This is a genomic window from Pseudomonas sp. NPDC087690 (assembly GCF_044743175.1).
Classification (GTDB): Bacteria; Pseudomonadota; Gammaproteobacteria; order Pseudomonadales; family Pseudomonadaceae; genus Aquipseudomonas.
The window spans coordinates 51177-76102 of the sequence record NZ_JBIUVX010000025.1 but is presented as its reverse complement, the minus strand read 5'-3'; the positions used below and the strand labels follow the sequence as shown (position 1 = coordinate 76102).

23 protein-coding genes are annotated in these 24926 nt (G+C 60.4%); 9 read left to right on the top strand and 14 right to left on the bottom strand.

Annotated elements, in window-relative coordinates:
• Positions 1-359: 359 nt before the first annotated feature.
• From hflC to ACIPIZ_RS20640, 9 genes are all read right to left on the bottom strand, one after another.
• Positions 360-1229 (bottom strand): protease modulator HflC, encoded by an 870-nt coding sequence (gene hflC / locus ACIPIZ_RS20680; RefSeq protein WP_007915830.1) that lies wholly within the window; start codon positions 1227-1229, stop codon positions 360-362.
• A complete protein-coding gene (gene hflK, locus ACIPIZ_RS20675) occupies positions 1229-2401 on the bottom strand; it encodes an FtsH protease activity modulator HflK (RefSeq protein ID WP_064388632.1) in 1173 nt (390 codons plus the stop codon). Before hflK ends, hflC begins: the two co-directional genes overlap by 1 nt.
• A gap of 96 nt (positions 2402-2497) precedes the next feature.
• Positions 2498-3799 carry a ribosome rescue GTPase HflX gene (gene hflX, locus ACIPIZ_RS20670; RefSeq protein WP_401167097.1) on the bottom strand — a complete coding sequence of 434 codons (1302 nt, stop codon included), beginning with the start codon at positions 3797-3799 and terminating at the stop codon, positions 2498-2500.
• A gap of 12 nt (positions 3800-3811) precedes the next feature.
• Entirely contained in the window at positions 3812-4072 is a 261-nt protein-coding gene (gene hfq / locus ACIPIZ_RS20665; RefSeq protein WP_007902656.1) for an RNA chaperone Hfq, read from the bottom strand.
• Between the two features lie 95 nt (positions 4073-4167).
• Positions 4168-5139, bottom strand: a complete 972-nt coding sequence (gene miaA, locus ACIPIZ_RS20660) for a tRNA (adenosine(37)-N6)-dimethylallyltransferase MiaA (protein ID WP_064388629.1) — start codon at positions 5137-5139, stop codon at positions 4168-4170.
• The gene (gene mutL, locus ACIPIZ_RS20655) at positions 5139-7040 is read right to left on the bottom strand and encodes a DNA mismatch repair endonuclease MutL (protein ID WP_177330939.1); all 1902 of its coding nucleotides are present in this window, start codon (positions 7038-7040) and stop codon (positions 5139-5141) included. The genes miaA and mutL overlap by 1 nt, the downstream gene beginning before the upstream one ends.
• Before the next feature lie 8 nt (positions 7041-7048).
• On the bottom strand, positions 7049-8479 hold the full coding sequence (locus ACIPIZ_RS20650) for an N-acetylmuramoyl-L-alanine amidase (protein ID WP_064388625.1): 1431 nt from the start codon (positions 8477-8479) through the stop codon (positions 7049-7051).
• A complete protein-coding gene (gene tsaE / locus ACIPIZ_RS20645; protein ID WP_064388624.1) occupies positions 8480-8950 on the bottom strand; it encodes a tRNA (adenosine(37)-N6)-threonylcarbamoyltransferase complex ATPase subunit type 1 TsaE in 471 nt (156 codons plus the stop codon).
• Entirely contained in the window at positions 8938-10437 is a 1500-nt protein-coding gene (locus ACIPIZ_RS20640; RefSeq protein ID WP_253480681.1) for an NAD(P)H-hydrate dehydratase, read from the bottom strand. The genes tsaE and ACIPIZ_RS20640 overlap by 13 nt, the downstream gene beginning before the upstream one ends.
• A gap of 63 nt (positions 10438-10500) precedes the next feature.
• Between ACIPIZ_RS20640 and queG the strand changes: the two genes are divergently transcribed.
• The gene (gene queG / locus ACIPIZ_RS20635; RefSeq protein ID WP_401167092.1) at positions 10501-11565 is read left to right on the top strand and encodes a tRNA epoxyqueuosine(34) reductase QueG; all 1065 of its coding nucleotides are present in this window, start codon (positions 10501-10503) and stop codon (positions 11563-11565) included.
• Between the two features lie 90 nt (positions 11566-11655).
• Here queG and ACIPIZ_RS20630 read toward each other — a convergent pair whose 3' ends face one another.
• Together ACIPIZ_RS20630 and orn are read right to left on the bottom strand one after the other, a co-directional pair.
• Positions 11656-12267, bottom strand: a complete 612-nt coding sequence (locus ACIPIZ_RS20630) for a trimeric intracellular cation channel family protein (protein ID WP_064388618.1) — start codon at positions 12265-12267, stop codon at positions 11656-11658.
• Between the two features lie 118 nt (positions 12268-12385).
• Positions 12386-12928: an oligoribonuclease gene (orn, locus tag ACIPIZ_RS20625; protein WP_064388614.1), complete on the bottom strand. Its 543-nt coding sequence runs from the start codon at positions 12926-12928 to the stop codon at positions 12386-12388.
• 107 nt (positions 12929-13035) lie between these two features.
• Between orn and rsgA the strand changes: the two genes are divergently transcribed.
• The 4 genes from rsgA to ACIPIZ_RS20605 all read left to right on the top strand — a co-directional run bounded on the left by rsgA (position 13036) and on the right by ACIPIZ_RS20605 (position 16133).
• Positions 13036-14067, top strand: coding sequence for a small ribosomal subunit biogenesis GTPase RsgA (gene rsgA / locus ACIPIZ_RS20620; protein ID WP_064388611.1), 1032 nt, complete (start codon positions 13036-13038; stop codon positions 14065-14067).
• A 211-nt stretch (positions 14068-14278) separates the two neighbouring features.
• Positions 14279-14686 (top strand): TIR domain-containing protein, encoded by a 408-nt coding sequence (locus ACIPIZ_RS20615; RefSeq protein ID WP_064388609.1) that lies wholly within the window; start codon positions 14279-14281, stop codon positions 14684-14686.
• A gap of 2 nt (positions 14687-14688) precedes the next feature.
• Positions 14689-15648, top strand: coding sequence for a caspase domain-containing protein (locus tag ACIPIZ_RS20610; protein ID WP_401167086.1), 960 nt, complete (start codon positions 14689-14691; stop codon positions 15646-15648).
• The gene (locus ACIPIZ_RS20605) at positions 15648-16133 is read left to right on the top strand and encodes a toll/interleukin-1 receptor domain-containing protein (protein ID WP_008078345.1); all 486 of its coding nucleotides are present in this window, start codon (positions 15648-15650) and stop codon (positions 16131-16133) included. The genes ACIPIZ_RS20610 and ACIPIZ_RS20605 overlap by 1 nt, the downstream gene beginning before the upstream one ends.
• Before the next feature lie 108 nt (positions 16134-16241).
• Here the strand turns inward: ACIPIZ_RS20605 and motB are convergent, their stop codons facing one another.
• Both motB and motA read right to left on the bottom strand, forming a co-directional pair.
• Positions 16242-17318, bottom strand: coding sequence for a flagellar motor protein MotB (gene motB, locus ACIPIZ_RS20600; RefSeq protein ID WP_064388605.1), 1077 nt, complete (start codon positions 17316-17318; stop codon positions 16242-16244).
• A gap of 3 nt (positions 17319-17321) precedes the next feature.
• On the bottom strand, positions 17322-18173 hold the full coding sequence (gene motA, locus ACIPIZ_RS20595) for a flagellar motor stator protein MotA (protein WP_007915795.1): 852 nt from the start codon (positions 18171-18173) through the stop codon (positions 17322-17324).
• A 166-nt stretch (positions 18174-18339) separates the two neighbouring features.
• On the opposite strand from motA, the gene ACIPIZ_RS20590 reads away from it, so the two are divergent.
• From ACIPIZ_RS20590 to ACIPIZ_RS20575, 4 genes are all read left to right on the top strand, one after another.
• On the top strand, positions 18340-19878 hold the full coding sequence (locus tag ACIPIZ_RS20590) for an HDOD domain-containing protein (protein WP_401167082.1): 1539 nt from the start codon (positions 18340-18342) through the stop codon (positions 19876-19878).
• Between the two features lie 42 nt (positions 19879-19920).
• A complete protein-coding gene (gene rhdA, locus ACIPIZ_RS20585; RefSeq protein ID WP_064388601.1) occupies positions 19921-20736 on the top strand; it encodes a thiosulfate sulfurtransferase in 816 nt (271 codons plus the stop codon).
• Positions 20737-20755: 19 nt separating this feature from the next.
• The gene (gene asd / locus ACIPIZ_RS20580; protein ID WP_122661074.1) at positions 20756-21616 is read left to right on the top strand and encodes an archaetidylserine decarboxylase; all 861 of its coding nucleotides are present in this window, start codon (positions 20756-20758) and stop codon (positions 21614-21616) included.
• A gap of 177 nt (positions 21617-21793) precedes the next feature.
• Entirely contained in the window at positions 21794-23545 is a 1752-nt protein-coding gene (locus ACIPIZ_RS20575; protein ID WP_064388598.1) for a hypothetical protein, read from the top strand.
• 81 nt (positions 23546-23626) lie between these two features.
• On the opposite strand, the gene serB is transcribed toward ACIPIZ_RS20575, so the two are convergent.
• Positions 23627-24841 carry a phosphoserine phosphatase SerB gene (gene serB, locus ACIPIZ_RS20570; protein WP_064388597.1) on the bottom strand — a complete coding sequence of 405 codons (1215 nt, stop codon included), beginning with the start codon at positions 24839-24841 and terminating at the stop codon, positions 23627-23629.
• Positions 24842-24926: the final 85 nt, after the last annotated feature.

Genomic DNA, 24926 nt, shown 5'->3' with positions numbered 1-24926 from the left:
CTTCTTCGATGCCATCTGGCAGCAGCCAGCGGTCTAACGTTGCCATTACGCCATTCCCCTTTGATCCGGGCGGCCAGCCTGCGGGCGAGCCTTGAGTGAAGCAGAAAATGATCGGTCCGTTCAAAACGCACGCGCATGAACGACGCGGCGAAAGGCCTGTTACCGGCTTCGCCCATCACTTTCCTCGAAATACTCTCGGGCCATTCAACCCGATGCCTGCAACAAAAAACAGCAATCAAACGTGCAGACGCAAAAAAGCCGGGAATTTCCCGGCTGCCGCATCATACACACGTTTTCCCAAAGGATCACCCCGCCCGAGGTTTTAGCCGCCGGGCGGAATGATTCAGGTCAACGGCGTATCAAGGCTTGGCCTTTTCCAGGTAGTGGAAAAAGTCGCTGCTTGGGTCGAGGACCAATACGTCGGATTTGTTCGCGAAGCTTTCACGGTAGGCACGCAGGCTACGGTAGAAACTGTAGAACTCCTGATCCTGACCATAGGCCTTGGAGTAGATCGCAGCGGCCTGGGCATCACCGTCACCGCGAACCTCTTCGGATTCACGATAGGCTTCAGCCAGCAGCACGCGGCGTTGGCGATCGGCGTCGGCACGGATGCCTTCGGCCAGCTCGTTACCCTTGGCGCGGTGCTCGCGAGCTTCACGCTCACGCTCGGTGCTCATACGCTCGAACACACTGCGGTTCACTTCTTTCGGCAGATCGATGGTCTTGACCCGGACATCGACCACTTCGATACCCAGCTCTTTTTCCGCCATTTTGTTCAGCGATGCGGTGATGTCAGCCATCAACGCGTCACGCTCACCCGACACCACTTCGTGCAGAGTGCGCTTACCGAACTGGTCACGCAGACCGGATTCCAGACGACGGGACAGACGCTCGTCGGCGATTTGCTTGAGACCGGAAGTCGCGGTGTAGAAGCGCTCGGCATCTTTCACGCGCCACTTGGCGTAGGCATCGACCATCACGGCTTTCTTTTCCAGGGTCAGGAAGCGTTGTGTCGGTGCGTCCAGCGTCATCAGACGTGCGTCGAATTTACGCACCTGGTTAACGTAAGGCACTTTCACATGCAGACCCGGCTGAACATCAGCCTGAACCACGCGACCGAATTGCAGCAGCACCGCACGCTCGGTCTGAGCGACGATGTAGAAGCAGTTCCAGCCAACCAGTACCACCACGACGCCAACGATCAGGGCGATCAGCGATTTATTGCTCATCAGCGGGTCTCCCTTGTGCGCGACTGCGGCAGGTCAGTGACGTGCGGCGTGACATCCGTGTTGTTGCTGGCGGCGGCCGAACCGGTCACCGGCCCGCTGCTGCCCGGATTGTTCTGGATCATCTTGTCCAACGGCAGGTACAACAGGTTGCTCTGGCCGTTCTTGTTGCCGGTCACGAGAACCTTGCTGGTGTTGCTGAAGACTTCCTGCATGGTGTCCAGGTACAGACGCTGGCGGGTCACTTCAGGTGCCTTGCGATACTCGGCGACCAGTTTGGTAAAGCGGTCAGCCTCACCCTTGGCACGCGAGACCGTTTCGTCGCGGTAACCGTTGGCATCTTCGAGGATGCGCTGGGCCTGACCACGGGCTTCCGGCACGACGCCGTTGGCGTAGGTTTCCGCCTGGTTGCGCGAACGCTGCTCGTCTTCACGGGCGCGGATCACGTCATCGAAGGCTTCCTGCACTTCACGCGGTGCCGCTGCGCTCTGTACGTTGACCTGAGTGACGGTGATACCGGTGCGATAGGTATCGAGGAAGCGTTGCAGCCGCTCCTTGATTTCGCTGGCCATCAGTTCACGACCTTCAGTCAGCACCTGATCCATGGCAGTGGAACCCACCACGTGGCGCAGGGCACTGTCGGTCGCGTGCTGCAGGCTGATTTCCGGCTGATCAACGTTCAGCACGAAATCCTGCAGGTTGCTGATCTTGTACTGCACGGTCAGTGGGACTTCGACGATGTTCTCGTCTTCGGTCAGCATCTGGCCCTGCTTGGTGTACGCACGCTCACGCGTGACGTTTTCCATGTACTTCTTGTCGATCGGCGGGAAGTAGATGTTCAGGCCCGGGCCGACAGTCTCGTAGTACTTGCCGAAGCGCAGCACCACGGCTTGCTCCTGCTCGTCCACTACGTAAACCGCGCTGTACAGCCAGACAGCCGCCAGCACGACGAGGCCGATGCCGAGCAGACCGCCGAAGCCGCCACCGCTCTTGCCCGAACCACCGCCGTCATCACCACGTTTCTTACCACCACCGAACAACCCGTTCAGGCTTTCCTGCAGCTTTCGGAAGGCCTCGTCGAGATCCGGTGGCCCCTTGCGGTCGCCGTTATTGCGGCGCTTGCCACCCCAAGGATCCTGATTATTCGAGTTGCCACCCGGCTCATTCCAAGCCATAGCGCTCTCCATCTGATAAAGCAAAGACGCACCCACGGCGCGCCGACCAATGCTACAGAATGCCTGCCGTCACGGCACAACCGCTTCTTCAGGCTTTTATTGCAAAGTGTGTTGCTCGATGAATTCCATCGGCTGCAATCCTTCGCGGCTTACCAGTCGATTCAGCTCGACACGGGGCAAACGAACGGCCAGCAGACTGATGCCTTCTTCGTCATGCTCTTCTTTCTGCACCGCACCGAGTTCGAAAAACTGCGCACGCAGTCGCGCGAATCGTTGCGGCAAGCGCAGGGTACCGACAAACAAATCACTGCCGAGTAATTCGGCGATGGCTTGTTCAAGCAATTCCAGACCACTGCCATCACGCGCCGAAAGCCAGACCCGTTGGGGCTTGCCGTTTTCGTCGCGCTGGATTTGCGGTTCAACGCCTTCAAGCAAATCGAGTTTGTTATAGACCTCGAGGATCGGCAAGTCCTGGGCACCAATCTCGCCCAGCACCACCATCACCTGCTCGATCTGCAACATGCGATCCGGTTCGGCCGCATCGATCACGTGCAACAGCAGATCGGAATTGCTCGACTCTTCGAGGGTAGACCGAAATGCTTCGACCAGCTTGTGCGGCAAGTGGCGAATGAAGCCCACCGTGTCCGCCAGAACGATCGGCCCCAGGTCGTCAATGTCGAGACGGCGCAGGGTCGGGTCCAGCGTGGCGAACAATTGGTCGGCCGCGTAGACGTCGGATTTCGTCACATTATTGAAGAGTGTGGACTTGCCGGCGTTGGTGTATCCCACCAGAGAAACGGTAGGGATGTCCGCACGGGAGCGGCCGCGACGCGATTGCTCGCGCTGGCTGCGCACCTTCTCGAGCCGGCCCTTGATCTGGCGCAGGCGAACCCGCAGCAAACGGCGGTCGGTTTCGAGCTGGGTTTCACCCGGACCGCGCATGCCGATACCGCCACCTTGACGCTCAAGGTGAGTCCAGCCGCGAACCAGCCGCGTGCTCATGTGATCAAGCTGGGCCAGTTCGACCTGGAGCTTACCTTCATGGGTACGGGCGCGCTGGGCGAAAATATCGAGAATCAGACCGGTACGGTCGATCACGCGACACTCGAAAACACGTTCGAGGTTACGTTCCTGACTGGGCGTGAGGATGTGATTGAAAATCACCAGATCGGCTTCTTCAGCCTTGACCAGGTCGCGCAGTTCCTCGACCTTGCCGCTGCCGATCAGGAATTTGGCGGTTGGCCGATGACGCGGCACGTTAAAAAACGCAACGGTCTCGGCGCCCGCCGAATTAGCCAATTCCTGAAACTCCTGCGGATCTTCGCGCGCCTCAGGGTCCTGTCCATCCAAGTGAACGAGGATGACTCGTTCACCACCACCGTGGCGCTCAAATAACAAAGGAGACTCCTATCAGGCGTTACCTGGCTCAGCGTCACCTGCTTCGGATTCGGTTGCGCTAGGCAGACGAATTGGACGAACCGGCACGACTGTCGAGATAGCGTGTTTGTAAACCATTTGGCTCACGGTGTTTTTCAGCAGGATCACGAACTGGTCGAACGACTCGATCGTGCCTTGCAGTTTGATACCGTTGACCAGGTAGATGGAAACCCCAACTTTCTCTTTACGTAAAGTATTCAAGTAAGGGTCTTGTAGCGAATGCCCTTTTGACATGTGCCGCACTCCTTTAAGGATTCAATAATAAAAAATAGGTAACTCAGATGGCTTTGGCCGTCACACCCCCAAGGATAGACGGCAATTGCAAGGACTCAGCTCAATATGGAGATGGTCCCAAGGTATTTCAAGGCGCGTGGCAGATTGTCGCAATCAAGACTGTCCAGCCAGTGTATATCTTCCCAGCTGCGCAGCCAGGTGAACTGGCGTTTGGCCAATTGACGCGTGGCAATGATGCCGCGCTCCTGCATTTCAGCCAACGACAGCGTGCCATCCAGATAATCCCAGACTTGGCGGTAGCCTACCGCACGTATAGACGGCAACCCCGAATGCAGGTCACTTCTTTTACGCAGGGCTACGACCTCGTCGATGAACCCCTGTTCCAGCATATTTGTGAATCTTTGTTTAATGCGCTCGTGCAGTACCTGACGATTTGCCGGAGCAATGGCCAAGTTCGCGACAGTATAGGGCAATTGTTGCAGTCCCGAAGCGGCTGCTTCAGTACTTTGCGCAGATTGTTGCTGGCGCAGGGCAGTCATGCTCTGACCGCTGACGCGATAGACTTCCAGCGCGCGACTCAAGCGCTGCGGATCGTTCGGGTGAATCCGCGCAGCGGACACCGGGTCGATGACTGCCAATTGGTCGTGCAGGGCTTGCCAGCCAAGGCGTGCAGCCTCTTCTTCGATCTGCGCACGCACGGCGGGATCAGCTGCCGGCATGTCCGCCAGACCGTCGACCAACGCCTTGTAGTAGAGCATCGTGCCGCCCACCAGCAACGGAATTTTTCCGCGCGCGGTGATTTCGGCCATGGCTTGCAAGGCATCGCGACGGAAATCCGCAGCTGAATAGGCCTGCGCCGGATCGAGAATATCGATCAAACGGTGCGGATATTCGGCCAGCAACTCTTTCGAGGGCTTGGCAGTGCCGATGTCCATGCCGCGATAGACCAGCGCCGAATCGACACTGATCAGCTCGCACGGCAGCACCTTGGTCAGCTCGATGGCCAGATCGGTCTTGCCCGCAGCGGTCGGGCCCATCAGGAAAATCGCTGGAGGGAGCTGGCTCATCAACGACCGCGCAGGAACAGTTTGTCCAGATCGTCCAGGCCCAGTTGGGTCCAGGTCGGTCGGCCATGGTTGCATTGACCACTGCGTTCGGTGTTTTCCATGTCACGCAGCAGGCCGTTCATTTCCGGCAGGGCCAGGCGCCGGTTGGCGCGGATCGCGCCGTGGCAGGCCATGGTGCCGAGCAATTCGTTGAGGTGCGCCTGAATCCGGTCGCTGGTGCCGTACTCCATCAGGTCCGACAGCACGTCGCCGACCAGACGATTGGCTTCGGCCTGCTTCAACAAGGCCGGAATCTGGCGGATCGCCAGGGTTTCCGGGCCCAGCCGCTGCAATTCAAAGCCCAGGCGCTGAAACCATGCTGCGTGTTCTTCGGCGCAATCGGCCTCGCGCTGACTGACCGCCAGCGACTCTGGAACCAGCAAAGGCTGGCCACTGAGACCTTCGCTGGCCATGGCGATTTTCAGACGTTCGTACATGATCCGTTCGTGGGCGGCGTGCATGTCCACCAGCACCAGGCCTTGGGCGTTCTCGGACAGAATGTAGATGCCCTTGAGCTGCGCCAGTGCATATCCGAGCGGTGGAATGTCTTCCTGCCCGGCCGGCAATGCGTTGGCATTGGCCTCAGGCAGCGGCGCGAAGAACTCGCGGTACGCCGCTTGAGCTTCAGCGGCCGGCGGCACTGCCGATTGCGGACGCGGTGTGTATTGGTACTGGTAAGCGCCGCCAGCACTGGCACCGGACGAGGTGTTGAACGCCGGTTGCGCTTGCGGTTGCTCCAGCAGCGCATTGGCAGCCAGACGCATTTCGCCTTGCGGGCCGAATTCGCCAGCATCGAGGCCGGTCGGGCGGACGATGGCGGTGGTCACCGAACCGGCCAGTTGATCTTCCGGTCGCACATCGCCCAACGCGCGGTGCAGCGTACCGTAAAGGAAGTCATGCACCATGCGCCCGTCACGGAAGCGCACTTCGTGCTTGGTCGGGTGCACGTTGACGTCGACCGCCGCCGGATCGACCTCGAAAAACAGCGCAAACGTCGGGTGCCGGCCATTGAACAGCACGTCGCGATAGGCCTGACGCACCGCATGGGCAACCAGTTTGTCGCGCACCGCCCGGCCATTCACAAAGAAATACTGCAAATCCGCCTGACTGCGGTTGAAGGTCGGCAATCCAACCCAACCCCACAAATGCAGGCCATTGCGTTCGATCTCGATCGGCAAGGCTTGCTCAAGAAACCCCGAACCGCAAATCGCCGCCACACGCCGGGCACGCGCCGCATCATCATGGGCCTCATGCAGGCTAAGGATGGTCTTGCCGTTGTGACGCAGGTGGAACGCCACGTCGAAACGCGCCAGCGCCAGACGTTTGATCACTTCTTGCAGGTGATCGAATTCGGTTTTTTCCGTCTTGAGGAATTTACGTCGTGCCGGGGTGTTGAAGAACAGGTCGCGAACTTCCACCGAGGTGCCGACCGGGTGCGCCGCCGGTTGCACCCGAGGCGCCATGTCACGGCCTTCGGTTTCGACCTGCCAGGCCTGCTCGGCACCACGGGTGCGCGAGGTCAGGGTCAGACGTGCCACGGAGCTGATCGATGCCAGCGCCTCACCCCGAAAGCCCAGGCTCATCACTTGTTCGAGGTCTTCCAGGTTACGGATCTTGCTGGTGGCGTGACGCGCTAGCGCCAGCGGCAGGTCATCGGCGGAAATACCACTGCCATCGTCGCGTACGCGCAGCAGCTTGACGCCGCCCTGCTCGACATCGACATCGATGCGTTTGGCGCCGGAATCGAGGCTGTTCTCCAGCAACTCCTTGATCACCGAGGCCGGGCGTTCAACCACCTCACCGGCGGCAATCTGGTTCGCCAGCCGAGGGCTGAGCAGTTCGATGCGCGCGGCAGCGTTCAGCACTTCGTTCATTCTTTGGACGCCAGTTCGGTGCCAGGAATGGTCAGATGCTGGCCGACTTTCAGCTCATCGCTTTTCAGGTTGTTTGCGCTGCGCAACGTGGCCGGCGACACCTGATAGCGCACGCCGATCATCGCCAGCGTCTCACCCGGGCCGACACGGTGGTCGCGCGGGCCTTGGGCGATCTTGCCGGAATCACGCAGCCAGGCGATGTAGGTGCCCGGCGGTGGGTTTTGCTGGAAGAACTGACGCACGCCGCTGCTGATCGAACGCGCCAGCGCTTGCTGGTGGCTCGACGCAGAGAGCTTGTTCGCCTCGTTGGCGTTGGAGATGAAGCCGGTTTCGACCAGGATCGACGGGATGTCCGGCGATTTCAGCACCATGAACCCGGCCTGCTCCACGCGTTGTTTGTGCAGCGGCGTGACGCGGCCGATGTTGGTCAGGACTTTCTGGCCGACGTTGAGGCTGGAGGTCAGCGAGGCGGTCATCGACAGGTCGAGCAGAACGCCCGCGAGCATGCGGTCCTTGTCGTCGAGGCTGACGTTGCCGGCACCACCGATCAAGTCGGAACGGTTTTCGCTGTCGGCCAGCCAACGGGCAGTCTCCGAAGTCGCACCGCGATCAGACAGGGCAAACACCGAGGCACCGAAAGCGGCGGCAGACGGCGCAGCATCGGCGTGGATCGAGACGAACAGGTCGGCGCCCTTCTTGCGAGCGATTTCGGTACGGCCACGCAACGGGATGAAGTAGTCGCCAGTACGGGTCAGTTCAGCACGGAAGCCTTTCATGCCGTTGACCTGACGCTGCAGTTCGCGGGCGATCTGCAGCACCACGTCTTTTTCACGCTGGCCGCGCGAACCGGACGCACCAGGGTCTTCGCCACCGTGGCCGGCGTCGATCACCACAATAATGTCGCGTTTGCCCGCCGGGGCGGGCGGCAATTTGATCGAAGGCTCAGTTGGCGTTACCGGCACCGCTGGCACGGTCGCGACTTTCGGGCTTGGCGCGGGCGGCGGCGCGGCGTCGGCCGGGTTGTCGAACAGATCGACCACCAAGCGGTTGCCGTACTGCGCGTTCGGCGCCAGCGAGAAGCTTTTCGGCGTGACGGCTTTCTTCAGGTCAATGACTACCCGCAGATCGGTCGGCGTGCGTTGGGCCGAACGCATTGCGGTTATCGGCGTGTTAGCGGTCTGCACATTCAGCGGCGCACCGAGGGTCGCGCCGTTGATGTCGATCACCAGCCGGTCCGGCGCGGTCAGGGTGAACACGCTGTGCTGCACCGGGCCGCTCAGGTCGAAGACCAGTCGCGTGTTGTCCGGCGCCCGCCACAGGCGCACGCTGTTGACCTTTGAATCGGCCACAGCGTTGACGGTTACTGCCATCAACATCAGTCCAGCGGCAGCCACCATCGCGCGAAAGCGCATACCTAACCCCATCATTTAATTGGATTCCAACGCCAAAGCGGCACACCAGGCCTCGCCACGCGAGCCCTGGGATAAAATTTTCAGCGAACGCCCGCTGTCTTGCGGGCTAATGGTAATGGTCAGGTCAGGCTTTGGCAAAAAGCCTGCACCTTTATCGGGCCACTCGATCAGGCACATCGCATCGTCTTCGAAGTAGTCGCGGATGCCGAGGAACTCAAGTTCTTCCGGATCGACCAGTCGATACAGGTCAAAGTGGAAGGCGCGGAGGTCACCGATCTCGTAGGGTTCGACCAAGGTGAAGGTCGGACTTTTTACTGCGCCGACATGGCCCAGCCCGCGAATGATCCCGCGCGACAGCGTGGTTTTGCCCATCCCCAGGTTGCCTTCAAGAAAAATCAGGCCATGGCCCTGGGTCACGCGGGCGATCCGTGCACCAAAGTCGCTCATGGCCTGTTCATCGGCCAGGTACAGGGTTACTTCAGACACGGTACTTGCTCCTCCAACAACTGACGAATGGCTGGAATCAGATCACTGGCCGCCAGCCCACGGCCCAATTTTCCTTGCTGCATTCCCGCATTGGCGTGCAGCCAGACCGCCAGGCAAGCGGCTTCGAAACTGTCCATGCCTTGCGCCAACAGTGCACCGGTCAAACCGGCCAGCACATCACCGAGGCCGGCAGTGGCCATGGCCGGATGACCTTGATGACATACAGCCAATCGGCCATCGGGGTGGGCGATCAGGCTGCCGGCACCTTTGAGCACGACGACCGCCGAGTATTTTTTGCTCAATGCCAGCGCCGCTGCCGGGCGATCCGCCTGAACCTGGGCAGTGCTGATTCCGAGCAACCGGGCCGCTTCCCCCGGATGCGGCGTGATCACGCAATCCTTGGGCAACCCAACGAAACCGCTCGCCAGCAGGTTCAGTGCATCGGCGTCCCACACTTGCGGCAATGCCGCGTTGGCGGCAGCGGACAACAGCGCTCGCCCCCAAGCGGCCTGCCCCAACCCCGGGCCGACAACCAGCACCGAGACTTTTTCCAGCAACCCCATCAATTGATTGGCCGACGATGTACCGAGCGCCATGGCTTCCGGGACTCGCGTCAACGCTGCCGGGACATGTTCAGGGCGGGTCGCCAGAGAGACCATGCCCGCGCCGCTGCGCAAAGCGGTTTCGGTGCTGAGCAGGATCGCCCCGCCAAAACCGTGATCGCCCCCGATCAGCAGCACGTGGCCGAAGCGGCCCTTGTGCGAAGCCGGGGCACGCGCCGCCAGCCCCGGAAGATTAGCCGTGTTCAGCCGTCGGGCGATAACGGGAATGTCACGATAGATGTCGGCGCCGGCCTGCAAATCGTTAAACAGCAGTTGGCCGACGTGATCCGCCGCGTCCCCGGTAAACAGGCCGACTTTCAGCCCGATAAAGCTCACCGTCAGATCGGCCTGCACCGCGGCGCCCAGCACTTGCCCAGTGTCAGCGCTTAGCCCGGAAGGGATATCGACGGCTGTCACCGGCAAACCACTGGCGTTGATCGCGTTGATCGCCGAAAGGTAAGGCTCGCGCACCTCACCGTTCAGCCCCGTGCCGAGCAAGGCATCAAGAAGGACGCCGCGCAGTTCGCTTTGAGCCTGCCAGCCTTGCACCAGAACATTTTCAGCCAGCGCCTCGGCATGGGCCTGCGCGCCATCGCCCTGCAAACGTTGCGGATCGCCGACGGCCAACACCCGCACCTGCCAGCCCGCTCGCTGCGCCATCGCCGCGACCAGATAACCGTCGCCGGCGTTGTTGCCATGCCCGGCCAGCACCGTCAGCTCGGTCGCCGAAGGCCATTGCCGAACCAGTGCGCGCCAGGTTGCGTGAGCGGCGCGCTGCATCAATTCGAAGCCCGGCGTGCCCGCGGCAATCAGCCGTGAATCGAGTTCGCGCACCTGTGCGGCACCATACAGCGCGTCGGGTAATTGATCTTTCGTGTGCGGCATGCGTCTTCGGGCTCCGATGTCTGGCAGAATTATACGCACCTCAGCTCCGGTTTCTCTCGTCTCATGTCCGCCATCACCACAGACCTGCCCGCCCTCGCCCAATCGATCAAGGATTGGGGCCGCGAGCTGGGCTTTCAGCAAGTCGGCATCAGCGGTCTGGATCTGGCCGAGCATGAGCAGCACCTCGCGCGCTGGCTCGAGGCCGGCTACCACGGCGAAATGGACTACATGGGCGCCCACGGCAGCAAACGCTCGCACCCCGAAGAGCTGGTGCCGGGTACGTTGCGCGTGGTCTCGCTGCGCATGGACTACCTGCCGGGCGATACCGAAATGGCCAAGCGACTGGCGCAACCGGAAAAAGCTTACGTGTCGCGTTATGCGTTGGGCCGCGATTACCACAAATTGATCCGTAAACGCGTGCAACAATTAGCCGACAAGATCCAGTCGGAGATCGGCCCATTCGGTTTTCGTGCGTTTGTCGACAGCGCGCCCGTGCTGGAAAAAGCCATCGCCGAGCAGGCTGGATTGGGCTGGATCGGCAAAAACACCTTGGTGCTGAACCGCAAGGCCGGTAGTTATTTCTTCTTGAGCGAGTTGTTCGTCGATCTGCCGCTGCCGGTCGATGAGCCGCACAGCACCGAACATTGCGGGCGCTGCACCGCGTGCCTGGATATCTGTCCGACCAACGCCTTCGTCGGTCCGTACGTGCTGGACGCGCGCCGCTGCATTTCCTACCTGACGATCGAACTGAAAAACGCGATCCCCGAAGACCTGCGCCCGCTGATCGGCAACCGTGTGTTCGGCTGCGACGACTGCCAGATCGTCTGCCCGTGGAACCGTTTCGCCAAACCGTCCGGGGAAAGCGACTTCAAGCCACGGCACAATCTCGACAACGCTGAACTGGCCGAGCTATTTCTGTGGGATGAAGACAAGTTTCTCAGCAGCACTGAAGGCTCACCGCTGCGCCGTGCCGGTTATGAGCGTTGGTTGCGCAATCTGGCGGTGGGACTCGGTAACGCGCCGTCGAGCATTCCGGTGCTGGAAGCGTTGAAGGCACGGCGAGACTATCCGTCAGAGCTGGTACAAGAACACGTCGAATGGGCTCTGAAACAACACGGAATCGCATAACCCCCTGTAGGAGCTGCCGCAGGCTGCGATCTTTTGATCTTGAACGTCAAAAGATCGCAGCCTTCGGCAGCTCCTACAAGGGATATCGCGTTACGGCTGATCGTTATAGACGAACTTGGGCATTTCCCAATGGAAACGGATCGCCAGCAAGCGCAGCAGGAAGCCACCAAACAGCGTGATCAAAATCGCCTGCTCGCTCGGCACATTCAGGTACAGGCAGAGCATGTAGCACCACGCCGCCGCGAACGAGACGCTGGCGTACAGTTCTCGGCGGAAGATCAGCGGGATGTCGTTGCAGAAGATATCGCGGAGGATGCCGCCGAAGACCCCGGTGATGACGCCGCTGACCGAGGCCACCAGCATGCCGTGGCCCATCTCCAGTGCAGTCATGCAGCCGATCAGGGTGAAGGCCACCAGGCCGACGGCGTCGAGCACCAGAAACAGCGAGCGAAGGTGACGCATCCAGCGCGCAGTGAACACAGTGAACATCGCTGCGACCGAGGTCAGCACCAGGTATTCCGGGTGTTTGACCCATGTCAGCGGGTAGTGCCCGAGCAACACGTCACGCACCGAACCACCGCCCAACGCCGTGACGCAGGCGATCAGCACCACGCCAAACCAGTCCATGCCGCGACGCCCGGCAGACAGCGCGCCAGTCATGGCTTCAGCGGTGATGGCGACGAGATAGAGCATCAGCAACATGGTGGCGATCCAGGCAAGAAGGCGCGCAGTCTAGCCATTTCGCGGCGGCACCAAAAGAGGGCGCCACAGCAAACACAAATCCGTGCAGGAGCCTTCGGCAGCTCCTACCGGGATCGCATCAGAATTTGATGAAGTGCTTGCGGTAATGCTGCAGCTCGGCGATGGATTCGCGAATGTCGTCCAGCGCCAGGTGCGTGCTGCCCTTCTTGAAGCTGTCACGCACGTCCGGTGCCCAGCGCGCGGCCAGTTCCTTGAGCGTCGAGACGTCGAGGTTGCGGTAGTGGAAGTAGCTTTCCAGCCCTTTCATGTGGGTATAAAGGAAGCGACGATCCTGGCAGATGCTGTTGCCGCAGATCGGCGACTTGCCTTTCGGTACCCATTTCTCCAGGAAGGCGATGGTTTCAGCTTCGGCTTCGGCCATGCTGATGCGGCTGTCGCGCACGCGCTGGGTCAGGCCGGAGTTGCCGTGGGTGCGGGTGTTCCACTCGTCCATGCGCGCGAGCACTGCATCGCTGTGGTGGATGGCGATCACCGGACCTTCGGCCAACGTGTTGAGGTCACTGTCGGTGACGATGGTGGCCATCTCAATGATGACGTCGTTATCCGGATCCAGACCGGTCATTTCCAGGTCGATCCAGATCAGGTTCTGCGGGTTTTGCATATTTCGGCTCCTAGGCAATGCTGCGCAGTTTAGCCTAGGCCGGTGGCCGGGCGTGCTAAACTCGCGGCCGTTTTACCTAATCGCTGCATTCTTCAGACGGAACACCCATGGCCAAACGCCAACTCAATCGTCGTCAAAACTGGCGCATCGAAAAGATTCAGGGCGAGCGCGCAGCACGCGCCGCCAAACGCGAGTCCTCGGCCGTCGAAGCCCTGGAAGGTGGCGACCTGGGCCCGGAACAGACCGGCCTGGTGATCGCTCACTTCGGTGTGCAGGTCGAGGTCGAGGCCACTGATGGCGATCAGGCCGGCCAGGTATTCCGTTGCCACTTGCGCGCCAACCTGCCGGCGCTGGTGACCGGCGACACGGTCGTCTGGCGCGCCGGCAATCAGGGCATCGGGGTGATCGTCGCGCAATTGCCGCGCACCACCGAACTGTGCCGCCCGGACAGCCGTGGCCAACTGAAGCCGGTGGCGGCCAACGTCGACATGATCGTCATCGTTTTTGCCCCGCTGCCCGAGCCGCATGCCAACCTGATCGACCGCTATCTGGTCGCGGCCGAACACGCCGGCATCCGTCCGTTGCTACTGCTGAACAAATTCGACCTCATCGACGAGCAGAACGCCCCGGCGCTCAACGCGCTGCTGGCGGTGTACCGCACGCTGGGTTATCCGGTGCTGGAAGTGTCGGCGCACCACGGTGACGGCATGGAACAGCTGCAAAAGCAGCTCGACGGCCGCATCAGCGTGTTCGTCGGTCAGTCCGGCGTCGGCAAATCGTCGCTGGTCAACAGCCTGCTGCCGGAAGTGGAAACCCGCGTCGGGCCGCTGTCTGAGCTGTCCGGTCAGGGCACGCACACGACGACCACCGCGCGCCTATTCCACTTCCCCGGTGGCGGTGAGCTGATCGACTCCCCGGGTATCCGTGAATTCGGCCTGGGCCACGTCAGCCGTGCCGATGTTGAAGCCGGTTTCATCGAGTTCGACGATTTGCTCGGCACCTGCCGCTTCCGCGACTGCAAACACGACCGTGAACCGGGTTGCGCCTTGCTCAAGGCACTCGAAGACGGCCGCGTTCAGCAACAGCGCATGAATAGCTACCGCTCGATCATCGCCAGCCTGCCTGAAAACGGCTATTAAACAGTCGTACCGGCAGCCCTTTGCCCAAGGGCTGCCGGATGTCGGTTTTCCCCTGACACCTCCCTCGCGTTTTTAAACATCAGACCTTTCTGTAGGACTTCTGCACGGCTGCTTGCAGGACCTTTCTCTTTCTCCGTCCAAGCCTTGTAGGCTCATTTCATGGGCCTACATTGAGTTCCTCGTCGCACGTTCGCGCCCCAGAGGAACCCCCATGCAAACCTACCATTTGTTCATCAGCCACTCGTGGAACTACTCCCACGCCCACGACAATCTGGTGCGCCTGCTCAGTGCCCACCCCGACTTCACTTACAAGAATTTTTCGGTGCCGACGCACAACCCGATCATGGGCGCGCAGACCGACAAGCAGCTTGAAGAAGCCATCGAAAACAAGATCCGCCCCTGCTCGGCGGTGCTGATCATGGCCGGCATGTATTCGACCTACAGCAAGTGGATCAACAAGGAAATCGAGATCGCCAAGCGCATGGGCAAGGTGATCATCGCGATCAAACCGTTCGGTGCCGAACGTATTTCCACGGTGGTGCGTAACGCCGCACACGCCGAATGCGCGTGGAACACCAACAGCATCGTCGGCGCGATCCGCCTGCACACGGCGGCCTGATCATGCGCAAGGGATTGTTTATCGGCATCAACGACTACACCCATATTTCGCGCCTGAGCGGTTGCAGCAATGACGCCATGGCCATGGCTTCGGTGTTGAAAACCGACGCCAATGGCGATCCGAATTTCAAGAACATCGTGCTGACGTCCGCTGAGGATTATCTGAGCCGGGAGAAACTTGAAGACCAGATCCGCGAGTTGTTTTCCGGCGACTGTAACGTCGCCCTCCTTTATTTCGCCGGACATGGCGGCTTCGATAACGACAATGACGAAGGCATGCTGCTGCCGCAGGACTTTCGTAACCCGAAGGATGGCATTCGCATCAGCGATATCCTCAATTGGGCCACCAAAGCCACCCGCATCAAAAACAAAGTCATCATTCTCGACTGCTGCCAGAGCGGATCAGCCGGCGAGGTGCGCGCTTTGCGCAGTGAAAGCAGCGTGGTCGGTGAAGGCATGACCATTCTCACCGCGTGCAAAAAGGAAGAACCGGCCATGGAAGGTGCGCAACACGGTGTGTTTACCGGGTTGCTGCTGCAAGCGCTGCACGGTGGTGCGGCAAACATTCTCGGCAAGATCACTCCCGGCAGCCTCTATTCCTTCGTCGACAACGCACTCGACGCCTGGGAACAACGCCCGGTATTCAAGACCAACGTCTCGCAGTTCATTTCCCTGCGCGAAGTCTCGCCGCTGATCCCCAAAGAGATCCTGCGCAAACTGCCCGAGTGGTTTGCCGAGGCAGAATCGACCTACCCGCTCGACCCCAGCTACGAGCCAACCGAGGCCAGTTTCGATCCGGAACACGGCGAGATCTTCGCGCAACTTCAGAAGTGCAATCGCCACAGCCTGATCGAGCCGGTCGACGCCGAGCACATGTACTACGCCGCCCTCCACTCCACCGGCTGCCGCCTCACCGCGCTCGGCGCCTACTACCGCGAACTCGCGCTCAAAGGACATTTCTGATGCCTGTCTTCATCAGCTACCGCCATATGGATCGCATGCAGGCCATGGCAATCAACAGTCGCCTGAAACAGGCCAACATCAAAACCTACCTGGATGTGCTCGACCCGGAATCGCAGACCACCGATGACATCACCGGCGTCATCACCCGCAACATCACCGAATGCACGCACTTGCTCGCGGTGGTGTCGGAGAGGACTGCTTTGTCGTGGTGGGTGCCGTTCGAGATTGGTGAGGCGACGATCAGCAACCGGCGAATCTGCTCGTTCAAGACCGGACCGGCGCAGTTGCCGTTGTATCTGGATAAATGGCCGAAGTTGAGTACGGACAGAGATCTGGATTTCTTTATCGATGCTTATCGAGAGGAAGTGACGAACAAGCGGTCGGTGATGCTGGATTCGATGAGTGAGTCGATGAAGGGGACTTACAAGAGGAATGCCGAGCAGTTTCATGATCAGTTGAAGAGCAGGATTCGGCGGGGGTTCTAAGACCTCACTTGCCTGGTTCCCGATCAATTTCGTAGCGCCACGCAAATGAGCGGCGAGGTGAAATTCCAGACACAAAAAAGCCGACATCGCTGTCGGCTTTTTTGTGGGTCACTGCTTCGGCGCGGGGGCCGGGGCAGTGGTTGGCGGAGTAGACGGCGCAGGCGCCGCACTCCCCGGCTCCGCCGGTTTCGGCGCGGCGTCATCAAACAAGTTCAGCCGCTCACGCAACTCATGCGCTGGCACCGGTTGCTGATCCGCCGGCAACGCGTTCGGATCAACCGGCGCTGCCGGAGCGGCGCCGTTGTGGCTTTCATCGGCCGGTTTCGCTGCGTCCGCACCTTGCGCGCCTTCGATCGCGGCCTGGGCCTTTTTGGTCAGCACCACGATGTCGATACGACGGTTGACCGGGTTGAACGGGTTTTCCCGGTCGAACAGCGCCGACGAGGCGTAACCGACCACCCGCGCCACTTGCGCATCCGGATAGCTACCGGCGATCAGTGCACGACGCGCGGCGTTGGCACGGTTGGCCGACAGTTCCCAGTTACCGAAATCGCCGGTGCCGGTGTACGGCTTGGCGTCGGTGTGGCCGCTGATGCTGATCTTGTTCGGCACCGCTTTGATGGTGTCGGCCATGGCCAGCAGGATGTCTTCGAAGTACGGCTTCAGGCGTGCGGAACCGGAGTCGAACATCGGCCGGTTTTCCGCGTCCATGATCTGGATACGCAAGCCGTTCGGGGTGATCTCGAAGAGGATCTGATCCTTGAACTTCTGCAGTTGCGGGTTCTCGTCGACCTTGTTCTGCAGTTCTTGCAGAAGCAGTTCCAGACGTTCCTTCTCGACCTGCTCGGCCATGCCTTCGACCTGTTCAGTATCGACGGTGACCTTGTCGGGTTGCGGCTGGGATTTCACCTCAGGGTTGAGGGTGTTTTCCGGCGCCAGGGTCGGCGTACCGCCCAGGTCAATGATGTACGGCGTGCCGCTTTCGGAAAAGCCGACCGGGTCTTTGAAGTAGCCGGCGATGGCGATCTTCTGCTCAGGCGTGGCGGTGGACAGCAGCCACAACACCAGGAAGAACGCCATCATCGCCGTGGCGAAGTCGGCGAAGGCGATTTTCCACGCCCCACCGTGATGCCCACCGGCTATGCGCTTGACGCGCTTGATGATAATCGGCTGATTATTTTCCATGGCTTAGCGACCGCGAACGGCTTGTTCCAGCTCGGCAAAGCTTGGACGGTGGGCCGGGTACAGCACCTTGCGACCGAACTCGACCGCCAGCGATGGCGGCATGCCGGAAGCCGAAGCGACCAGCGAAGCCTTGATGGCTTCGTAAACGTTCAGCTCTTCCTTGGCATCGTGGGCCAGGGAGTGCGCCAGCGGGCCGAAGAAACCGTACGCCGCGAGAATACCGAAGAAAGTACCTACCAGTGCCGCACCCACGTGCAGGCCGATGGACTTCTGATCGCCTTCACCCAGGGAGGCCATGGTCACCACGATGCCGAGTACCGCCGCGACGATACCGAAACCGGGCATGGCGTCGGCGATGCCGTTCACCGCGTGGGACGGATGCTCGAGGTCTTCTTTGAGGCTGTACAGTTCCATGTCGAACAAGCCTTCCAGCTCGTGCGGGGCCATGTTGCCGGACGACATGATGCGCAGGTAATCACAGATGAACGCGGTCATGCGTTCGTCTTTGAGCACCGCCGGGTACTTGGCGAAGATCGGGCTCGCGGCGGCGTCTTCAATGTCGCCTTCGATGGCCATCATGCCTTCGCGGCGGCTCTTGTTGAGGATCTCGTAAATCAGCCCGAGCACTTCCAGATAGAAGGTGTGGCTGAAGCGCGAACTGAACATGCTCAAAGATTTCTTGAGCACGTGCATGGTCATGTAGCCGGGGTTGGCCTGCAGGAACGCGCCGAGTGCCGCGCCACCGATAATCAACACCTCGAAAGGCTGGATCAGGGCGGCAATCTTGCCGTGGGAAAGCACGTATCCGCCGAGCACGCTCGCGAATACGACGATGATGCCGATAATTTTAGCCATAGGTAGGAAAGTACTTACTGAGTCGGGTTCAAGGTCATATTCGGAAGTTAAAAAATCTCTTCTTCTACTTATCGGCAAAACTGCGCCAGACTATAGCCAGTTCAGGCGAAAAGCCAATTTAGCCCATGCCGGGCGCGTCTACAGTCAGTGAAGATCCCGTCCAGACATGGCTAATGAAACGAACGTCCCACACGCAAACCCGACCACCCTCGACGGCTGGGTAAAGCTGCTCGATGGCGTGCGACTGCCCGTACCGCAGGAGGCTCACGACAAAGTGTGTCGGGCGATTCGCGACAATCGCAGCTCACTGCGTGACATCGCCGACCTGATGCAGGACAGCCCGGCACTGGCACTGAGCATCATCCGTGAGGCGAATCGTCACACCCACGGCACGATGGCCGCGCCGGCGGAAAATCTTGAGGTGGCGATCAACCGTCTCGGCCTGGCGCGCACAGAAGAATTGCTCGCGCGACTGCCGGCCGAACCGCAGATGCAAATCCCCAAGGCCCTGCGCCAGCTCCAAATGATCAGCCAGCACGCGACACAACAGGCCAATGGCTTTTTCGCCAGTCGCCTGGCGCGACTGTGGCAGGACATTCATTGGGGCAGCCTGTTGTTTCTTTCGCCGCTGTGGCCATTGGCGCTGACCTATCCGCAATTGCTCGAAGAATGGGAGTTGCGGGTTATCCACAAGGGCGAATCGGCGCGCACGGTCGAAAAGCAATTGTTCGGCGTACGCCTGCTGAAAATCGCTGAAGCGCTGGTCGAGGCCTGGCACCTGCCGATCTGGGTGCAACAGGGTTACAAACTGCTGCTCAGCGAACAGCGCGAACTGGTGAAAGTGCTGCGCATCGCTCGCGACAGCGCACACCCCCTGCGCCAGCAAAACCGCCTCGATGACGACCCGACTCTGCGCCGCTGGCTCAATCAACCGGCCAATACCGTGCTGCTGGCCAACGGTCTGGCGCTGTCGGCGCAACAGGCCTGGGACAGTCCGCACAGCGAGCGCTGGCAGTACCTGACCAGCCTTTACTTGCAGATTTCGATGGATGAAGTGCAGCAACAACTGCACCAGCAGGCCGCCAACAGCGCCCGTTATCATGCGATGCCGGATCTGTGGCACCCGGCGGTTTCGCTGCTGTGGCCTTGGGGCTCGCGGCGCTTGCCGGCCGGGATGTTGCCCGCCGCTGCGCCCACCGCTGAAGACCTCGGTCAATGGCGCAAACAGTGCGCCGAGCTGCTCGCCGAGCCAAGCCGCTTCACCAATGCGATGAGCCTGACCGTCGCCGCCCGCGATGCGTTGGCCGCCAGCGGCATGCGCCGGGTGATGATCCTGATGGCCGACCGCACGCAGTCCAGCCTGCGCGTGCAGCAAACCTATGGTTTGCCAAAAGAAGCTGCGGCGCTGACGTTCGCCGTCAGCCAAAGCAGCGTGCTGCAACGCTTGCTCGCGCAACAGGCACAGGTGCGCATCAACCCGGACAACAACGCCCAGTTCTCCGCCCTGCTGCCGCCGAGCCTGCGTACGCTGTTTCGCGGTGAGCATCTGTTCCTGCGCTCACTGATCAATAACGGCCGGGTAATCATGATCGTCGTCGCCGATCAGGGTGGCGGGCCGTTCGCCGACATCAGCGTGCAAGCCTTTGGCAAAACCGCGCAGTGCATCGAAAAAGCCCTGCACAGCTTTAGCAGCCGTGGCCGATGAGGCTGCGCTACAATCCTCCCCTTTGTGCTCTGGAGACCTCACATGTCTGACTTCTCTGGCTTGCCGCTCGTCATTGAGCCGAGCGACCTGCTCCCGCGCCTGGAGTCTGGCGAACTGATTCTGGTGGACCTGACCAGTGCCGCCCGCTACACCGAGGGACATATCCCCGGCGCACGCTTTGTCGATCCGAAACGCACCCAGCTCGGCCAGCCGCCAGCGCCGGGGCTGCTGCCGGCGAAAGCTGATCTGGAGGCGCTGTTCGGTGAATTGGGCCATCGCAAGGATGCGGTCTACGTGGTTTACGATGATGAGGGCGGCGGCTGGGCCGGACGCTTTATCTGGCTGCTCGACGTGATCGGTCACGACAAGTACCACTATATAGACGGTGGTCTTCCAGCGTGGCTGGCGGATGGCATGCCGATGTCGATCCAGGTTCCGCCAATTGTCGGTGGGCCGCTGGCATTGACCCTGCACGAAGAGCCGACCGCCACGCGCGAATACCTGCAAAGCCGCCTCGGCGCCGAAGATCTGGCGATCTGGGACGCGCGCGGGCCGCTGGAATATTCCGGCGAGAAAGTGCTGGCCGCCAAGGCCGGGCACATCCCCGGCGCGGTCAACTTCGAATGGACCGCAGGCATGGACAAGGCCCGTCAGCTGCGCATCCGCACGGACATGCCGCAGATCCTCGAAGACCTCGGGATCACCAAGGACAAAGAAATCATTACCCACTGCCAGACCCATCACCGGTCGGGCTTCACTTATCTGGTGGCCAAGTCCCTCGGTTATCCGCGGGTCAAGGGCTACGCCGGTTCCTGGGGCGAATGGGGCAACCACCCTGACACGCCTGTCGAGATTTAAGGTTTTTTAAGGACAACCAATGAAAGAGCGTCTGTTTATCCTCAGCCAGTACCTGCTACCTCATCACCTGCTGTCGCGCTTGGCCGGCTGCGTTGCCGAGTGCCGCGTGCGCTGGTTCAAGAATGCCTTCACCCAGTGGTTCGCCAAGCGCTATCAGGTGGACATGTCGCAAGCGCTGGTCGAAGACCTGACCGCTTACGAACACTTCAACGCCTTCTTCACCCGCGCCCTGAAAGACGGCGCACGTCCTCTGGACCAGACTCCGGGCGCGATCCTCAGCCCGGCCGACGGTGCTGTCAGCCAGCTCGGCCCGATCGAACACGGTCGCGTGTTCCAGGCCAAGGGCCACAGCTTCAGCGTGCTGGAATTACTCGGCGGTGACGCGGCCAATGCCGCGCCGTTCATGGGTGGCGACTTCGCCACCATTTACCTGTCGCCGAAGGACTACCACCGCGTGCACATGCCGCTGGCCGGCACCTTGCGCGAAATGGTCTACATCCCGGGCCGGATCTTTTCGGTCAACCAGACCACCGCTGAAAACGTGCCAGAACTGTTCGCCCGCAACGAGCGCGTGGCGTGCATTTTCGACACCGAGCGCGGCCCGATGGCGGTTGTGCTGGTCGGCGCGATGATCGTCGCTTCGATCGAAACCGTGTGGGCCGGTCTGGTCACACCGCCGAAACGCGAGCTGAAAACCTTCCGTTACGACGAAGCTGCGCGTGCGCCAATCCATCTGGAAAAAGGTGCCGAACTGGGTCGCTTCAAGCTGGGTTCGACCGCTATCGTGCTGTTTGGCCCGGATCAAGTGAAATGGGCTGAAGAACTGGTTGCCGGCTCGCCGGTACAGATGGGTCAAGGCCTGGCGCTGCCGAAAGCCTGATTCTAGAAACACACAATCCCTGTAGGAGCTGCCGAAGGCTGCGATCTTTTGATCCTGGTTTTAAGATCAAAAGATCGCAGCCTTCAGCAGCTCCTACACGTTGTTATCTGTGCATCTTCAATGACGATGCGTTGAGGCAGAACACCCGCTCGCTTATTTGCTGCTATGGTTTTTGGCATGAGCCAGACCATATCCTCCCCACAGTTGCGCGCCCCGACCCCAAGTCAGCCGCGCCTGTCATTTTGCGAAGCCACTCCGCGCGACCTTAAGCGCTGGATCGCCGGCCTGCCCAAGGCCAACATCGGCGAAACCGCCCGCCTGCTGTATCAAAGCCTGGGCGAACTCAATCAATTGCTTACCCCCAGCGGCAATCGCCTGCAATTGCTCGAATTGCTGCGACCGGAAGTTTATTTCGTCTGCCAGCATCTGGAGCGGCATTTTCTGCATCAGGCGATCATGCTCGACGAACGCTCGCGCAAGATCAGCAACCTGTGTCAGGCCCTGCAAAGTCAACTGGCCATCGGCTACAAGCAGATCGTCCTGCGTATTACGCCGAAATACGGCAAAGATCGCGCAGTACTGGTCAGCACAGCCCTGCAACGCGCGGCACATGCTTTGAAGGGCCAACTTGTGCGCGCCACGCAACTGTACAGTCCACCGCCGGAACACCTGTGGTTCGAACTGCATCAGCTATATCGCACAGCGTGTGAGTTGCAACTGCAACAGCACCGGGTGCATGACGACCTGGCCAGCCTGACCACAGAGTTGAGCCTGGAACAGGCCTACATCGCCGCCCTGCTGCTGGGCAGCGCTCGTTGCAATCAACTGCGGCAAAATCAGATCGCCCGCCTCGCCGAAGTGCTTGAACCGTGGAGTGCCTTGCTCAAACTGCAGCCTGCGCGCGCAGACGCCGGCTTGTTCGCGGTCAGCGCCGAAATCGATGCCGGGCCGCGTTACCGCAGCATGTTCCGCAGCGAGCAACAAGCGGGACTACTCGGTTTCGATCCGCAACCGCTGGTAAACACCCTCGAAGCGCACTTGCTGCATCAGGACACGTCGACGCCCTTAGCGATCCCGACCGGGCTCAGCTTCGACACCCTGCAACACTTGCATGCCACTTGGGGCCAGGCCGCTGAGCGCAGTTTTCAGCGCACCGTGGGCCAGGGCAATCTGACCGTGTGCGTCGGCATGAGCGCCCTGCACTTTTATCTGGGTGGCGAGCGCACGTTCAGCGACCTGCTCAAACACCCCGGCGCCCGTGCGGCGAATTTCAGTCGAGCGGTGGCCCAAGGCGAAAAAGACAGCTGGAGCCAGGCGTTCGATGCCGCACCGCAAAACAATGAGCAGTTTTTGCCCTACGAAGAAATCCAGTACGACCACCTCGTCGAAGACGAAAGCAGTGCCGACGCGGCGCCGCACTATCCGACCTATGCCCTGCCGGTGATCAATCACAGCCCCGGCGGTTATTGCCTGGCGTGGCCAAATGAGGTGCCCGCCGAACTGCAGGCCGGGGAAATGCTCGGCATTCAGGACAGCGTCAGTCTGGGCTGGAGCATTGCGGTGATCCGCTGGATTCGTCAGGTGCGTGGCGGTGGTACGCAAATGGGCATCGAACTGGTGGCACCGCATGCGCAGCCGTGCGGCTTGCAATTGGTGCGTTCGAGGGACGATCACAGTCAGTATCTGCGCGGACTCTTGTTACCGGAGATCAGTTCGATCGACTTACCGGCAACCTTGCTGGCGCCGCGATTGCCGTTTCAGGAAGGCAATAAAGTACTGATCAACACCCAGGGCGAAGAACACCGCGCCGGCCTGGATCGTCGGGTGGCGAGTACGCACAGTTTCAATCAGTTTGCTTATCGCTCGCTGGAGGCCGCGCAGAATGGCGCGAGCGAGGAGGATTTTGATTCGTTGTGGAAATCACTCTAAAGCAAAAGATCGCAGCCTGCGGCAGCTCCTACAGGAAACCTACGTAGGAGCTGCCGAAGGCTGCGATCTTTTGCTCTTTAATTACAACTGCCCATCACGATCGCGAAAGCCCAGCAGATACAGCACGCCATCCAGACCCAACGTCGAAATCGCCTGCTTCGCCGATTGCTTGACCAGCGGCTTGGCACGGAACGCCACACCCAAACCGGCAATCGCCAGCATCGGCAGATCATTCGCACCGTCGCCGACCGCGATAGTCTGTTCCAGACGCAAACCTTCCTTGTGCGCCAATTCTTTCAACAGGTCAGCCTTGCGCTGCGCATCGACAATCGGTTCGATTGCCACGCCAGTGCACTTGCCATCGACCACTTCCAGTTCGTTGGCGAACACGTAGTCGATGCCGAGTTTGGCCTGCAATTGCTTGGCGAAATAGGTGAAGCCACCAGACAAAATCGCGGTCTTGTAGCCCAGACGCTTGAGCTCGGCAAATAGCGTTTCGGCGCCTTCGGTCAGACGCAGCGAGGCGCCAATCGAATCCAGCACGCTGACGTCCAGGCCTTTGAGCAAGGCCAGACGCTCTTTGAAGCTGGCGCGGAAGTCCAGTTCGCCGGCCATCGCCCGCTCAGTGATTGCGGACACCTGCTCACCCACGCCGGCAGCCTTGGCCAGTTCGTCGATGACTTCGGCTTCGATCAAGGTCGAATCCATGTCGAACACCGCCAGACGACGGTTGCGACGGAACAGCGAATCTTCCTGGAAGGCGATGTCGACGTTCAGTTCCTGGGCAACGCTGAGGAATTCGGCACGCAGCGCCTGCGGATCGGCCGCTTCGCCACGCACGGAAAACTCGATGCAGCCCTTGCCCTTGTCGGCCGGGGTGTCCAGCGGCATGCGACCCGACAGACGGTCGATGTGGTCGATGTTCAGACCGTATTTGGCGGTGATCGAGCTGACGGCCTGCAATTGGCCGGCGGTCACTTTGCGGGTCAGCAGGGTAACGATATGGCGTTTCTTGCCCTGATTGCCCACCCACTGCTGGTAATCCTCTTCGGACACCGGAGTGAAGCGCACCTGTTGGTCGAGCTCGTAGCCCTTGAACAGGATGTCCTTGAGCACGGATTTACCCTGCTCCGAATCGGGAATTTCAACCAGGATGCCGAACGACAGGGTGTCGTGGATCACCGCCTGACCGATGTCGAGAATGTTCACACCACCTTGTGCCAGAACACCGGTAATGGCTGCCGTCAGACCCGGACGGTCGACTCCCGTGATGTTAATCAGGACGATTTCGCGCAACGCGCACCCCCGCAACTGGAAAAAAACCGCATTCTACCCACTTTCAGTGACCATCGGGCACCGCGAGCGCTTTGCCGGTCTAGGG

Bases quoted from the DNA above. Each gene is read 5' to 3' on its own strand.
- hflC (WP_007915830.1), bottom strand. From the start codon at position 1,229: ATGAGCAATAAATCGCTGATCGCCCTGATCGTTGGCGTCGTGGTGGTA.
- hflK (WP_064388632.1), bottom strand. From the start codon at position 2,401: ATGGCTTGGAATGAGCCGGGTGGCAACTCGAATAATCAGGATCCTTGG.
- hfq (WP_007902656.1), bottom strand. From the start codon at position 4,072: ATGTCAAAAGGGCATTCGCTACAAGACCCTTACTTGAATACTTTACGT.
- miaA (WP_064388629.1), bottom strand. From the start codon at position 5,139: ATGAGCCAGCTCCCTCCAGCGATTTTCCTGATGGGCCCGACCGCTGCG.
- ACIPIZ_RS20650 (WP_064388625.1), bottom strand. From the start codon at position 8,479: ATGATGGGGTTAGGTATGCGCTTTCGCGCGATGGTGGCTGCCGCTGGA.
- ACIPIZ_RS20640 (WP_253480681.1), bottom strand. From the start codon at position 10,437: ATGCCGCACACGAAAGATCAATTACCCGACGCGCTGTATGGTGCCGCA.
- queG (WP_401167092.1), top strand. From the start codon at position 10,501: ATGTCCGCCATCACCACAGACCTGCCCGCCCTCGCCCAATCGATCAAG.
- ACIPIZ_RS20630 (WP_064388618.1), bottom strand. From the start codon at position 12,267: ATGTTGCTGATGCTCTATCTCGTCGCCATCACCGCTGAAGCCATGACT.
- orn (WP_064388614.1), bottom strand. From the start codon at position 12,928: ATGCAAAACCCGCAGAACCTGATCTGGATCGACCTGGAAATGACCGGT.
- rsgA (WP_064388611.1), top strand. From the start codon at position 13,036: ATGGCCAAACGCCAACTCAATCGTCGTCAAAACTGGCGCATCGAAAAG.
- ACIPIZ_RS20615 (WP_064388609.1), top strand. From the start codon at position 14,279: ATGCAAACCTACCATTTGTTCATCAGCCACTCGTGGAACTACTCCCAC.
- ACIPIZ_RS20610 (WP_401167086.1), top strand. From the start codon at position 14,689: ATGCGCAAGGGATTGTTTATCGGCATCAACGACTACACCCATATTTCG.
- ACIPIZ_RS20605 (WP_008078345.1), top strand. From the start codon at position 15,648: ATGCCTGTCTTCATCAGCTACCGCCATATGGATCGCATGCAGGCCATG.
- motB (WP_064388605.1), bottom strand. From the start codon at position 17,318: ATGGAAAATAATCAGCCGATTATCATCAAGCGCGTCAAGCGCATAGCC.
- motA (WP_007915795.1), bottom strand. From the start codon at position 18,173: ATGGCTAAAATTATCGGCATCATCGTCGTATTCGCGAGCGTGCTCGGC.
- ACIPIZ_RS20590 (WP_401167082.1), top strand. From the start codon at position 18,340: ATGGCTAATGAAACGAACGTCCCACACGCAAACCCGACCACCCTCGAC.
- rhdA (WP_064388601.1), top strand. From the start codon at position 19,921: ATGTCTGACTTCTCTGGCTTGCCGCTCGTCATTGAGCCGAGCGACCTG.
- asd (WP_122661074.1), top strand. From the start codon at position 20,756: ATGAAAGAGCGTCTGTTTATCCTCAGCCAGTACCTGCTACCTCATCAC.
- ACIPIZ_RS20575 (WP_064388598.1), top strand. From the start codon at position 21,794: ATGAGCCAGACCATATCCTCCCCACAGTTGCGCGCCCCGACCCCAAGT.